A 14,156-nucleotide genomic window follows, 5' to 3' on the forward strand; every position below is an offset into this window, starting at 1 on the left:
TGCTATTTCACCTCAAAGGAAAACGTCGAGCCAATCCAGGCGGCATCAAAGGTTTTTCCATTATGTGTGCCCGCAGCTTTTTCATAATTCTCAGCTTCGGCCACATAACGTCCTGACCACAAAGGAGCAAATTCAAAAGCGCCTTCCGCATCAGTGGTAAATCCTTTTGACCAGCCCTCTGGTGAAGCTATATTAACCACCTTGTTAGCAAGAGGTTGCCCATTTAATTGCGCATATAATTTAATAGACTTGCCTTTACCAAAAATTTCTTGATTTGCAGCGTATACTTTAAGGCTATTTGTATTTAGATCTGCATTTACTTTCGTTGATTTACCAACGGCTACCTGCGCTGATGAAATAAAGTGATATTTAGTTGTTCCGCCAAGTTCCGCTGCTTCATGGCTTACCATTAATGTATAGACACCGTCATTTTCAGGTGTAAAACTACTGGTATAATGGGTACCCCCAGCTTTTGTTTCCAACTTTGTTTTCTTACCATCAGGTGCTACCAACCATAATGTAAACTCCTTTACATCCGAATACCATTTTTCGGGAGCATCCCGTTCATTGAGTGCAAATTCGCCATAGTAGACTTTCACATCGTGTAATGTCCCCTTTTTACCAAGGGTTGCTGTTTCAATCCATAACGCATGGGCATTTGCATGTGTGTAAACAAGCAAGCAAAAAAGTGCCAGTAAAGTAGTTTTTAAGATTTTCATTGTTTTACATTAAAGTTAATTCCGTATCATGAAGCCTCATCTTCATAAAGAATGGTTTTGTGAAGCAAATATACATTTATTTAGATTTATTACAAATAAAACAATTGCTTTCATATACACGAAGTGTTGTTGCAACCGAAGCAAAGGTATCTTATTGTTTTAACAATGTCTTATTTATTTATACAGTTATTTTTCAGTTATTCTTCAGTTTTTATTCAGTTATTGCTCAGTTAAAACTGAAAAATAGCTGTATTATATATGTAGTAATTTTTTAATATAGTTTGTATTATAGAATAAAACTATATAACTTCGTCTTTACACTAAGTAACAAAGCGTATGGCAACAGCAAAAAATGGTATTAATGGGCCCTTTTCGGGAAAAATAGGTTCGGTAGTTGGGTACATGTGGAAAGGTAGACCCGTTATGCGAGCGATGCCTAAAAAAACCAAAAAAAAACCTTCTATCTCACAGCTTGCCAATAGGCAGCGCATGGCTGTTACCCAACGCTTTTTGAAACATATCGTACTTATTCTGCGCAAAGGTTTTGCAGAAATAGCGGACGAAAAGAACATAACGCCTTATATGGCCGCTACCTCATATAACAAATTACATGCTATTAGTGGTGAATATCCGAACATAATTTTCAACCCAGCTTTAGCGAAGATATCAATGGGAGGTTTGCCAGGAGTGGAAAACGCGCAGATGACAAAGACGGAAGAAGGGCTTTTATTCAACTGGGAAGATAACCAATATACCAAAGGTGCGGATGATAAAGACCGTATTCTTATAGTGGCTTATGATCCTGCTCCTCCCCTGTTTCATTATATTGTAGGTGGTGCTTATCGTGCTGATAAAGAAGAGTTTTTATCGATGAAAAATATGCCATCGGGGGTCTACGAAATTTACATGGCATTTATAACTTTGGAAGGAGACAAAACGTCAGACAGTATTCATATTGGTACCATTACTTGGGAGGAAGAAAATTAATTAGCAACTTGTACAGCTCTCCACGTTTGAGAAAACCATTATAGCGAAAAACAATTTCGTTCTTACCATTAAGAATGCAAACTGTTGGAAAAGACAAGCTACCTTTTTCATCCGTAGCAAAATACGCCGCCAGGTCATGAACACCGGTTGATGCACCTGTTGGTCTATAATAGAACATGCGATCGTTAAATTTTAATGCTTTCCGTTCTTCACCGTCTATTTTTACGAAGTAATATTGATCATGAAGTATTTTGGTCAATTCCTTCTTTTTTAAGGAAGCTTCCATTGCGCTGCAATACTTACACCATTCTGTACCTATTATAACAAGTACCGGACGTTTTTCTTCTTGTTGCAGCTTAGCAAGTTGGTCAATAGCCACCGTATCCAAGGGCACTGCCAAAGCAGTCACCCTTAGAACAATGGCACAAACCAAACAAAAAACACCTTTTTTACTCATCTTTGGCACTTATTCTTTATTAATTTAATTGCTGTCTTAATCGCTGTTAAACGCCTAAAATATAGCTGGGCCTCCGACATATTTTTATGCATTAAGTCATGCCTTTTTACAGTCGACTCTAACCTATATTTCTCCTTTTCTAATAATTCAATTGCATAATCCATATCCATCATTTTTTATTATCAACAAATATCGTTTTGATACTTATTTTTGGTCTTGCTACTTATGTCTTACATCTTGATACTAACAACGAATAACCATCAACCAATAAAAACTACAAATTAACTCTTATGCCCAAAAAGCCTCTTATTCCCTGATTTGGTCCGTATGAATAACCATCCGGATCAAATTGCAATGCGTAAGGGTTGTCTTGCGTCCGTTCTATTTGGCCATTAACATCGTACTTAACCTTATCATTAAACGGATCAAAAGCTCTTGCGATGGGGGATTGAATACCTGCTCCTTCACCTTCCTCAAAAGCAGGTATGCTTTTGGAGATCGTCCAGTTTAGCAGGTTCTTCACACCACCGTAAACTTCAATTTTGGCACCACTATGCCAGGTAAACTGAACATTCTGTATACTCCACACCGGGGAATGATCAGGCCGCGGGTCAAAATCACTTAACAGCGCCAAACGCATGGGGCCATATATATTACCAGTATAATCGACGCTCAAATTCAACGGTTTAATAAGATAAGATACTGCCCAGGTACCCATCCAATTCTCGGTTAAGATGGGTCGAAATTTTTCCACTAGCCCCTCCTCATTTCTTTCCTTGTTAAATACATTCATTAAGGTGCCACCTGCAGTAATTTTCAGACCGTTGTACATCGCTAAATCCATATTTAAACTGAGTCCACGTGTGACCCCATGTCCATCTAAATTTCTATAAATAATTTTTTGAGGGTTTTCATCGTAATTTGGTAAAATGCGATTACTGAAATACGTATACCATGCCGAAGATTCAAAGCTCAATAAGTTCCCGTCTCCTACCTGCACTTTCTTAATATAGTTTAAATTCACGTTGACACTGCGTTCAGGTTTCAGATCTTCCTCAATCACCACATCACGTGCACCTGTTATGGCCGCATGGTCTTCCGTAAAGAGGTTAACCACCCGAAATCCAGTCCCAGCATTTAGCCGCAGTATATCATTCTCTGTGATACGCCATTTATAAGCCATTCGCGGAGTAAAAATATTACCATGTTCCGAATTATAATCATAGCGCATGCCCAGTAACAAGCTATGCTTTTCTGCTAATTTAATTTCATCCTGCACAAAAATACCTGGCATGGTTATTTTATTTGCATCGTTGATGATTTCTCCATTCGCACCTGTTTTAGTAGTTGCCGGTGTGTTATCGTTATAATACGTATAGCGTACAGCTGCTCCTGCTAACAAATCATGCCTTCCCAATTGTTTGTCCCATGTTAACTGGCCAAAGGCTATCCGTTGCTTGGCCATGTACCAATCCTCTCCATAAACTGAATTTTGATCGTGATCGTTATAGGAGAACATAAAAAACATTTTTTCTTTTACAGGTAGTTGATAATTACCTAAAACTTCCCATCTTTTGGTATAAATACTTTCGCCGTATATTTCATCACTCCCCCTAAAAGACCTGTTCCAATTCATTTGCCCTCCCCACCTATCTTCATATAGATATCTTCCGGCCAAAGAAAACAACCTATTCTCTTTTCTATTAAAATTCCATTTCTGAAATACCGATATCCTGTCTTGTAAAGTCATATCGGTAAAGCCGTCATGGTTATGGTCAATCCTATTGGTAAAGTTAAAATAATTTATGCCCGTCAATACATTTGCACTTTTTCCTACTTGTTGGTTAAACCCAAGATCTGCATTGTATTCTCCCCAAGTTGTCCCAAATATGTCGGCACTTAATCTTGATGCATTTTGAGGTTTCTTTGTAATGATATTTATCAAGCCGCCTACAGCTTCTGATCCATATAGAGAAGATGCTGGCCCTTTTACCACCTCAACCCGTTCAATCAGTGAAGAAGGAATTCCGGATAGTCCATAAACCGTTGACAAACCACTTACGATCGGCATACCATCAATAAGCACCATCGTATAAGGACCTTCCAAGCCATTAATGTGAATATCACCTGTATTACATACATTACAATTAATTTGTGGTCTAACGCCATTCACCATTTGTAGTGCATCAAAAATAGTTGCCGTTGGGTTCTTCTTGAAAAAATTATGGTTATAGACTTCTACAGGAACCGGTGTTTCCAATCTATTCACTTCTTTCATAGTTCCCGTTACCACTACCTCATCTAAACCATCCTCTTTTGTCTCCATATCAAAATTTAATATTTCGGCTTGACCTTCTTTTACCTGAACAGTTTTCGTTAGTCTATTAAAACCAACCCTGCTGGCCGTTAATTGGTACGACTTGGGAGCCAGCTGCTCAAAATGATACTTCCCTGCACTATCTGTAACGGCACCTACCTTAAGCCCCTCTATTTTTATCGTTACGCCTTCTAAAGGCAATCCTTTATTTATAACCCTACCTTCAATAGCCATTTTATTTTGGGCCATCGCAAGGAAGGACATTGAGAAAAAAAATAAGAAAGTATTAAACTGCTTCATTCGTGTATTTTTTAAATCGACATATGATTTTATATTCGAAACACAAAACTATAAAAGTTAGGTATATCTAACAAATAAAAATTCAAAATTCTAACATTTTATCATCATTCCTGTATTAAAGCAACATTATTGCATTTAAACAAATGTAAGATTTTTATTTTCTTTCCATTGCATTTTAAACCAAAATAAGTAGATGATTAATTTATGTTAACAAGTCGCCATTTTTGGTAAAAAAAGGCAAACAGCTATTGGCTAATTTCGAAATGTATTCACCCTTTTCCTGAACATTATAAACAATCGTCAGTATGAAGCGAATTATCCAATTAACATGTTTCTTTTTCTTAACAGCCATAGCCATTGCACAAGAACGAAATATAGGGGGTATCGTAACCTCTAAAGACGACGGAGAGCCCTTGCCTGGAATTTCTATTCGCATAGCAGGGACAACACAGGGAACAACAACAGATGTAAATGGCAAATTTTCGTTAAGAGCACCTATTACATCCACTTTAACTATTAGTGGAATAGGATATATAGAGCAAAAGGTCCTTATTGGTAATCGTAATATTATCAACATTGCTTTGGAAACGAACGCACAGAACTTAGATGAAGTTGTAGTGACTTCTTTCGGCATACAGCGTGATCGAAAAACATTAGGTTACGGTGTTAGTGAGATAAAGGCCGACCAATTGGCAAGGGCTCCGACTACAGATGTAACCAATTCGCTAGCAGGCAAAGTCGCAGGAGTACAAGTAAGTGGAGCAGGTGGTGGATTTGCAGGTTCAAATGTTACTATTCGTGGGTTTACGACCTTCACTGGCAGTAACCAACCGTTGTATGTTGTCGACGGCATTCCGCTGGATAATAGTGGAGGTAATAATTCCGTGAACACTGGTGTCGTCAATTCCAGTAGAATTTCAGATATCAATCCACAGGATATAGCAAATGTAAGCATTCTGAAAGGAGCCGCTGCAACGGTTCTTTATGGTTCCAGAGCAGCTTCAGGAGCTATTTTAATTACTACCAAGAAAGGGCAAAAGGGCACCCGTAACCAGCTAAGCTTTTCCAGCAATACCGCCGTCGGAACCGTAAGTCGTTTTCCTGATTTCCAGAACGAGTATGCTCAAGGAAGCAATGGAAATTATATTAACAATGTTTCTGGATCATGGGGGCCGCAGATTATGGGGCAAACAGTTACGAATTGGTTCGGAGAGGAAGAAACGCTTCAAGCATATCCTAATAATGTTCGCGATGTCCTACAAAATTCCATTTCATCCCAAAATGATCTCAGTTTTTCGGGTGCAAATGATAAGTTTGACTATCGAGTAGCTTATGGTTTTGCTACAGAGACCGGGCTTGTTCCCAACAACAAGCTTTATAGAAACAATCTATCTGTCAATGCTGGAATGCAAATGACTGAAAAATTTAAAATCTCGACTTCTTTTTCTATCTCAAATAATACGTCAGATCGAACGCAGTCGGGAAACCAAGGTGCAAATCCATTATGGAGAGGCATTTATGCTCCACGATCATACGATTTAACGCATCTTCCATTTGAAGATGCGGCCGGAAATCAGCTTTGGTATGCCGCTGAAGATCATCCTTACTGGTCTATTGAGCATGTAAAAAATCATCGGGAGGTAAATCGGTTCTACGGAAACCTCAATATGAAATACGACATTCTTTCGTGGCTACAGGCCGACCTGAAAATTGGAGCGGATATATTTACATCACGTCTTAAGGGCTTTGACGATAAAGGAATTAGAAGCAATGGAAATACTAGTTCCGCTGGTGCTGGAGGACTGCGCGAACAGTCTAATGCTGTCCGAAATATTAACTCCTATTTTACTCTTACTGGAAATAAACGATTAAATGATAACTTCAATTTAATGGCTACTGTAGGTAATGAAATCATTGTGAACTACAGTAACGATTTAGAAGCTATCGGCTTAGGGATTGTGGTGCCTGGATTTGATAACTTAAAAAACTTTATCACCTACAACCCCTCAGGCGCTATTACAAAACAAAGAGGTATCGGGGTATTTGCAGATGTAGTGCTCGACTATAAAAGCTTCCTTTCTATCAATGCAAAGGCAAGAAATGATTTCCCTTCGACGCTGTTAACAGGCAATCGATCAATTTTTTATCCCGCTTTGGCTATTAGCTTTGTTCCAACGGAAGCATTTCCCTCATTAAAATCAGGTATTCTTAACAACGCAAAAATCCGTGCCAATATTGGTGAGGTTGGAAAAGGGGCAGATCCTTACGCCATTGGCAGCTATTATGGAAGAGCGGCTGCCTCTGATGGTTTAGGTTCTACCGCCGTAAATTTTCCGTTCAATGGTTTAGCAGGTTATACGTTTAATAATAGCACCGGCAACCCAAACCTCACGCCGGAATTTACCAGAGAATATGAATTAGGTACCGAATTGAACTTGTTTAATAATCGTTTAGCCATAGATGCCTCCTTCTATAGACGGGACACACGTAACCTGATTTTTTCGGTACCAGTACCTGCCTCATCTGGCTTTACCAGCTTAGTAACAAATGCGGGTAAACTTTCTACCAAGGGTATAGAATTACTGGTAACGGGTATTCCTATACAACATGAACATTTCAGCTGGGAAGCTTCTTTAAACTTCACTAAATTCAAATCCATTGTTAAAGAACTTGCTCCAGGCGTTAATAATATTTCCATTGGTGGCTTCACCTCACCCAATGTGCGTTTAGTTGCGGGAGAGGAATACGGTCAGATCTGGTCGAACGCCTACGTCAGGGATGATCAGGGACGTATGATTATCGGATCTAACGGCCTGCCACAGGTAACGAGTGCCGTGCAGAAGGTAGGTAATCCGAACCCTAAATTTACAATGGGCCTAACGAATACGTTCCGGTACAAAGATTTTAGCTTCTCTTTTTTAATTGATTTCAAATACAAAGGTGATCAATTATCCCGCACTATTGGCGATCTCCGTATCAATGGTGTTGCAGCTGAAACTGCCGAATATCCACGTTTTAACGCAGATGGCACTCCAAATACACCTTATGTCTTTGAAGGCGTTTTGGCAGATGGAACACCCAACACAATTGGTGTTACCGCCCAACAATATTATGGCTTGCAAGGAAAATATGTGGCATGGGAAGGATATGTATTGGACGCCACTTATTTAAAATTAAGAGAAGCGAACTTCACCTATGTTCTCCCTTCCTCGTTGTTTGATAACATTAAATTTATCAAAGGATTACAGGTATCCATCTATGGGCGCAATTTATTCATATATGCACCAAATTATCCACACCTTGACCCAGAACAAAATTTATTAGGTGTTAGCAATGCCCGTGGTTTGGAATTTGGTATACAGCCAACGTCGCGAATCATTGGGGGGAGTTTAAGAGTTCAATTTTAATGACCATCCTGCTCAGGAGATAAAGAAAATAAGATGAAGAAATTAACACAACACTTTTTATTAACTATCGGATTATTGCTTTGCATTTCATGCAATCAATTCCTTGATGTAAACGATGATCCTAACAATATCAAACAGGCACAGGTCAGCCAAATGCTTCCTTCCATTACCGTCAATATCGGTTACATGGGAGCAAGCGATCTTTTCCGCGTAAGTAGCCTTTTTATGCAGCAATTTAGCGGCCATGGACCGGTGGCTGGCTTCAGTGCCAATAAGGAGTATGAACGGTATAACATCAATGATTCAGATATTAACAACCAGTGGGTCTCCATATTTGCGACTATCTTAAGTGATCTTGAACTATTAATAACACAAGCTACTGAAGAAGGAAGTCCTCATTATTCGGGTGTTGCTAAAATATTGAAGGCTTATGTTTATCAGGTAGTAGTAGACACTTGGGGAGACGTTCCATTTTATCAGGCCGTGAAGCATACGGACAACTTTTATCCGTCCTTTGATGATGATGAAGAGATTTACAACCAGCTTATCAGACTTTTAGATGAAGGCTTAGCCGAGATAAAAGCCGAACAATCCGTTCTCTCACCAAATCAATACAGCACCATTTACAACAGCTCTTCATGGACCAACAGTCAAACACAATGGGAGCGGTTCGCGAACACCTTAAAGTTGCGTATTTATTTACATTACAGTGCGAAAGATCCCTCTTTCACGGCCCAACAGCTTAACAATTTAGTAAATAGTGGAGTGCCTTTTATGCAGAGCAATACAGATAATTTCGAAATGCCTTTCTTAAATGAGTCACAACGGCAAAATCCACTGTACAGTGCTGAAAATGGTCAGTTCAAAAATCAGTTCTTTCCCAACCGTTATTTGGTAAATCTTATGAATGAGCGTAACGACCCACGTCGCTCAGCCTACTTTATTCCTTTCCCTTATGCTTCTAATCCTGCCACATATAAAGGATCGAGTATTTTGGAAGCGAATCCGTCCTTATCATACTCTCGATCTTACCAATATCTCTATGGCTCTCCTTCCGCTGTGGATCCTTCTCTTATAAATGCCGATGGAAGTTTAAAAGACGGAGCGATTACGTTTGGAGGAGACAGTCCAGCAAGGCTCATGAATTTTTCGGAATACAATTTTATTCGCGCTGAGGCGGCATTACGTTTTGGTATAACGGGTGATGCTCAAACCTTCTTTCAGGAAGGAATAAGGGCTTCATTTGAACAAGCTGGCATTTCAGTGCAACAGTTACAAACATACTTAGCAGCACATGGAACGTTGACGGGAGATGAAGAGGAAAAGTTGGAGCAGATAATTACGGAAAAATACCTCGCTAATTTTGGTGTATTGGTGGAGCCATGGACAGATTTTCGTCGCACAGGCTATCCAAAACTAACGCCCTTATCGCAACCATTAGCTATTTATAATGAAGTGCCAAGATCATTATTTTATGCCCAATCAGAAATTAACAACAATCCAAATGCCCAACAAAAGTCGAGCCTCCTGAATCGTGTGTTTTGGGATGTTAACTAAAACAAATAGTCTTATTCTTAAAAAACAATAGAAATGAATAAAAGAAAAATTTATTTATGTTTTGTACTTTTCATCTGTAATGCGCATTTATATGCCCAGAAGAAGCTCAATCCGGATAGTACGGTAGTCACAAAGCATCAAACAAGCATTAACGGCCAAGCCATGGGTTACACAGCAATGATGGGAACACAACCCGTTTGGGATGAAGCGGGCAAGGCAATTGCTTCGGTCAGTTATACCTATTACGAAAGAGATGGAATAAAAGACAGGAGTCAGCGACCTTTGGTTATTTCGTTTAACGGCGGGCCAGGCACTCCTTCCGTATGGATGCAAATTGCATATACCGGGCCCGCACTTATCAATATTGATGATGAGGGTTACCCGCTTCAACCTTATGGCACTAGTTCAAACCCTTATTCCATCTTAGATATCGCAGACATTGTCTATATTAATCCTGTGAATACGGGTTATTCCAGAATATTGGAAAAGGAAACTGATAAGTCGCAGTTTTTTGGGACCAATGCCGACATTAAATACCTAGCGGATTGGATTAACACCTTTGTCACACGTATCAATAGATGGCCTTCGCCTAAATACCTGATCGGAGAAAGCTACGGCACCACCCGTGTGTCAGGTTTGGCTTTGGCCTTACAGAGCACACAATGGATGTACCTAAATGGCGTAATATTGGTATCGCCAACCGATTTAGGTATTACAAGAGACGGCCCTGTAGGTATGGCACTCAGTCTACCTTATTATGCTGCCACAGCATGGTACCATAAGGCCCTGCCTACCGATTTGCAACAAAAGGATCTATTGGACATTCTACCAGAGGTTGAAAAATTCACAGTAGATCAATATCTGCCTGCACTCACTTGGGGAGGTTCCTTATCTGTAGAAAAGCGTCAAACCATTGCAAAACAGATAGCGCATTATACGGGTTTATCTGAGAAAACAATCTTGCAACAAAACCTAAGTATCTCCACCAATTTCTTCTGGAAGGAACTACTTAGAGATCGTGGTTTTACTCTTGGAAGATTAGATTCACGCTATTTAGGCAGAGATAAAAAAGATGCTGGGGAAAGACCCGATTATAATGCCGAATTAACTTCTTGGTTACACTCTTTTACGCCGGCAATAAATCATTATATGCGTAATGTGCTAAACTATAAAACAGACACAAAATATTATATGTTTGGGCCTGTACACCCTTGGGATAGAAGCAACGATCATACCGGCGAAAATCTCCAGTTAGCAATGGCCCAAAATCCTTATTTAAAAGTTATGCTTCAGTCTGGTTATTATGATGGAGCGTGCGACTATTTTAATGCCAAATACAATTTTTGGCAGATGGACTCCGGCGGAAAATTCCAAGATAGATTTAGCATAAAAGGCTACCGAAGTGGTCATATGATGTATCTTCGCAAGGAAGATCTCAAACAAGCGAATGACGACCTTCGTGAATTTATACAAAACAGCTTACCCAAACAGGGTCAGCCTGCTAAATACGAATAATATGAAATTTCGGCCCGCCTTTATTTGTTTCTTATTTCTGACGGCATCCATAAGCATTAGCTATGCCCAAGTTGATGATACGAAGGCAGCATTGAATCGGCTTGAAGACACTGGTCGGCTTTTTATTCAGCAATTAAAAACAGTACCTTCTTCCCAAAAGCCAGCGCTCTTAAAAAAAATGTTAAACCATGGTTTTTGGGAGGAAGCCTTTCGGTTCATTCAGTACGACAAGAAACTTTCAGAAAGGGATCGGAATCTACTATTAGTCCGTTATTACTGGCTAAATAATCGTTTCCAAGAAGCAGAAAAATACACTAATTTGGTATTGCAACATGATGCAGCCGATCTAGATGCGTTGAAGGCAAAAGCCACCCTATTTATTGAAGCGTGGAAATTACAGGAAGCCACAGATCTATGTTATGATCTTTTGCGTTTATCAACACAGGATAGTGAAACATCATTAATTTTAGGCAGAGCGCTTTTATTACAGCGTCACTATGATAAAGCACTCGCTTTAGCCAAAAAGCTACAAAAACAACATCCCAAATTAGCAGCTGCCTATCTACTGGAAGCGAATGTATATTTTTGGGACCAACATCCAGAAAAAGCGACGCCACTCATTATAAAAGCACTTGAATTGGATCCTTTTGATGCGGAGGCACGTTTCAGCTATGGTTATGCTATTTGGAGGAGAGTTGATGCCACGCAACTCAATCAGATGGCTGCCCAATGGGAGCTTGCACTAGCTATTAATCCCCTTCATTTTCAAACACATTGGCATTGGGGCAATGGGCATACGAATTTAACCTTTGCAGATTATGCCGATCCACAAGAGCAGGAAATACGTAAAAAACTGGAACCAGCCGATAGTTTAGTGAGGCAAAATCACCTACAAGAGGCACTTACATTAACAAAACAGGTTGCAAAAAAATACCCTTTATCTGTTTTGCCGTTGATGCATCAAGCTTCTATCTATTACAGCAGTTTTGATAGTCCACAACGGGAACGAAATCTCGATTCAGCAGAAGTTATATTTCGCCAAATTCTTGATAAAAAACCACATTATGGCCCTGCGCATAATGGCTTATCGGCTATCATTAAGTCAAAACGAATCCCTTATTTGAGTACTTACGACTCAATAAAAACCGTTTTAAAGCAATTAAAAATCAGTGATCCGACTAATTTTGAAGCTGTATTCCCCGATGTTATTTATTATCCGGGTGATTTAGCAAAAGCAATGGTCTGGAATCAATTGTATACGAGTACCGTTTATTTTCCTTTTTTGGCCAAGCAAGGGAATACATTTGTTATTCCTCCTCTGCACCAAGATTTAGCTATTGCTATGAAACGCCCGTTTTTTCGTTCCAGTACAACTTTTGATAATCGCCAATGGATGGATATCCGTGGTGTTGGAAGCGGTGCTGCTGCCATTGAATATGTAGAAAGGGGTGCCTACCAAGAACGCAATGTGATTTTACATGAATATGTACATCTTTTTCATGGCAGAGTACTCACCGATCAAGAAAACAGAAGGATCCGGTCGTTATACTATAATGCCATGGAGAACAAACGAACGCTTGACTATTATTCACAAAATAATGAATCAGAGTATTTTGCCCAGACCTATCCCGCTTATTTTGAAACGGTGAAGGTACACCCGTTGGATTTTAAATCAATGAATACACGTGCTGCATTAATCAGCAAAGACCCCGATATGTACCATTTTCTCGATAGTTTGATCCATAAAGAAAAGAGTTATTTAGCGGGTAATAAAAAGGCGATGGCTAGCAATTGGTCGGAAGTTTACATTAATTTAAGCAATCAAGTTACCGACTCTCTTTTAGCAGGACGCTTGCTAGACACTGCCCTTCAATACGATAAATATTACCAACCAGCCTATCTAGCTTACGCACGACTCAAGATAAAGCAAAAAAAGTGGAAGGAGGCCCATGCTTTATTGGAAACAGCAAAACATATAGACACCCTGTATGCCCCTACCTACCAAGTATTTGCTGAATGGGAAGCACAACAACTAATACATGCATCAATTACTGAGCAAGAAGCAGGTGTAGAAAGGCAGGCCAAGCTATTGAAAAAGGCGTTAAAGCTTGAATCTGATTATCAAACAAACGCCTATTTAGCCGCAGCGCTACGAACGTTATATGATCGGCAAGGAAAAATTGGTTTAGCGATAGCAGCCGCTGACGCTTACATTCGAACAGGCAGTGAGTTATCTACCTATTTACGTGATCAAAAAGATGCCGCCAGAACCTATGCTGCCACGAAGCGAGCACTTTTAGGTGATAGCACGCAGCTGACACAGCTAGATTATTTAGCCAAACAAAAACCGCAAAATATTGAGCTTCAACTAGCTTATGCAAAAGCCTTAACTTATCATCAATTATTTGAAAAAAGCAACAAGCAATTGCTGCGTGTACAAAAAATTTTAGCCGCCAATAAGCATAGGAATGTCGAATTTGATCTTCAAATAGCTGAAAATTATCTTGCATTAAGTCAACCTGATTCTACTTCTTTTTATTTAACTCAAGCAACCATCAACAAAAACCTATCAAGCGAAAACAAGCTTCTTGTACTACAATTGTTATTAAAATCAAATCGCTTAGAAGAAACTAAAACCCTTTTAAAAGATATAGAAGAGATTCAAACACCCCAATACCAAGCCATTAAATATTACACGAAGGGTTTGTTGCACGAAAAGCAAAGAGAGCCCGAAAAAGCAGCAGCAAATTATCGGCAATCACTCACTAACAACCCCTACTTAATGGAAGCTTATAATCATCTTACGGCTATTTATACAGCGCAAGGTAATAAGGAAGCTGCTGATAAGCTTAAGGAACAGCGTGCTTCCCTATTCATACCTTAATGGCGTGTTGATA

General features: G+C 39.5%; 8 protein-coding genes. 5 read left to right on the forward strand and 3 right to left on the reverse strand.

Annotated elements, in window-relative coordinates; all coding sequences use genetic code 11:
- Positions 1–2: 2 nt before the first annotated feature.
- On the reverse strand, positions 3–719 hold the full coding sequence (locus tag BMY50_RS13065) for a DUF4198 domain-containing protein (RefSeq protein WP_093325002.1): 717 nt from the start codon (positions 717–719) through the stop codon (positions 3–5).
- A gap of 336 nt (positions 720–1,055) precedes the next feature.
- On the opposite strand from BMY50_RS13065, the gene BMY50_RS13070 reads away from it, so the two are divergent.
- Complete coding sequence (locus BMY50_RS13070) at positions 1,056–1,706, forward strand: DUF6266 family protein (RefSeq protein WP_093325005.1); 651 nt, start codon at positions 1,056–1,058, stop codon at positions 1,704–1,706.
- Here the strand turns inward: BMY50_RS13070 and BMY50_RS13075 are convergent.
- Together BMY50_RS13075 and BMY50_RS13080 are read right to left on the reverse strand one after the other, a co-directional pair.
- Positions 1,684–2,163: a thioredoxin family protein gene (locus tag BMY50_RS13075; RefSeq protein WP_093325008.1), complete on the reverse strand. Its 480-nt coding sequence runs from the start codon at positions 2,161–2,163 to the stop codon at positions 1,684–1,686. The two genes, BMY50_RS13070 and BMY50_RS13075, sit on opposite strands and share 23 nt — an antisense overlap.
- 274 nt (positions 2,164–2,437) lie before the next feature.
- The gene (locus BMY50_RS13080; RefSeq protein WP_093325011.1) at positions 2,438–4,780 is read right to left on the reverse strand and encodes a TonB-dependent receptor; all 2,343 of its coding nucleotides are present in this window, start codon (positions 4,778–4,780) and stop codon (positions 2,438–2,440) included.
- A 305-nt stretch (positions 4,781–5,085) separates the two neighbouring features.
- Between BMY50_RS13080 and BMY50_RS13085 the strand changes: the two genes are divergently transcribed.
- Genes BMY50_RS13085 through BMY50_RS13100 form a run of 4 tightly spaced genes read left to right on the forward strand, consistent with a single transcriptional unit; the run spans position 5,086 to position 14,143 of the window.
- Positions 5,086–8,187, forward strand: a complete 3,102-nt coding sequence (locus BMY50_RS13085; protein WP_093325014.1) for a SusC/RagA family TonB-linked outer membrane protein — start codon at positions 5,086–5,088, stop codon at positions 8,185–8,187.
- Between the two features lie 33 nt (positions 8,188–8,220).
- Positions 8,221–9,744, forward strand: coding sequence for a SusD/RagB family nutrient-binding outer membrane lipoprotein (locus BMY50_RS13090; protein WP_093325017.1), 1,524 nt, complete (start codon positions 8,221–8,223; stop codon positions 9,742–9,744).
- 33 nt (positions 9,745–9,777) lie between these two features.
- A complete protein-coding gene (locus BMY50_RS13095) occupies positions 9,778–11,259 on the forward strand; it encodes a S10 family peptidase (protein ID WP_093325020.1) in 1,482 nt (493 codons plus the stop codon).
- A gap of 1 nt (position 11,260) precedes the next feature.
- Complete coding sequence (locus BMY50_RS13100) at positions 11,261–14,143, forward strand: tetratricopeptide repeat protein (RefSeq protein WP_093325023.1); 2,883 nt, start codon at positions 11,261–11,263, stop codon at positions 14,141–14,143.
- Positions 14,144–14,156 lie beyond the last annotated feature (13 nt).

Origin of the sequence: Olivibacter domesticus, assembly GCF_900109575.1 — a bacterium.
In the GTDB taxonomy this organism is placed as follows: Bacteria; Bacteroidota; Bacteroidia; order Sphingobacteriales; family Sphingobacteriaceae; genus Olivibacter; species Olivibacter domesticus.

Bases quoted from the DNA above. Each gene is read 5' to 3' on its own strand.
- BMY50_RS13065 (WP_093325002.1), bottom strand. From the start codon at position 719: ATGAAAATCTTAAAAACTACTTTACTGGCACTTTTTTGCTTGCTTGTT.
- BMY50_RS13085 (WP_093325014.1), top strand. From the start codon at position 5,086: ATGAAGCGAATTATCCAATTAACATGTTTCTTTTTCTTAACAGCCATA.
- BMY50_RS13090 (WP_093325017.1), top strand. From the start codon at position 8,221: ATGAAGAAATTAACACAACACTTTTTATTAACTATCGGATTATTGCTT.
- BMY50_RS13100 (WP_093325023.1), top strand. From the start codon at position 11,261: ATGAAATTTCGGCCCGCCTTTATTTGTTTCTTATTTCTGACGGCATCC.
- BMY50_RS13075 (WP_093325008.1), bottom strand. From the start codon at position 2,163: ATGAGTAAAAAAGGTGTTTTTTGTTTGGTTTGTGCCATTGTTCTAAGG.
- BMY50_RS13080 (WP_093325011.1), bottom strand. From the start codon at position 4,780: ATGAAGCAGTTTAATACTTTCTTATTTTTTTTCTCAATGTCCTTCCTT.
- BMY50_RS13095 (WP_093325020.1), top strand. From the start codon at position 9,778: ATGAATAAAAGAAAAATTTATTTATGTTTTGTACTTTTCATCTGTAAT.
- BMY50_RS13070 (WP_093325005.1), top strand. From the start codon at position 1,056: ATGGCAACAGCAAAAAATGGTATTAATGGGCCCTTTTCGGGAAAAATA.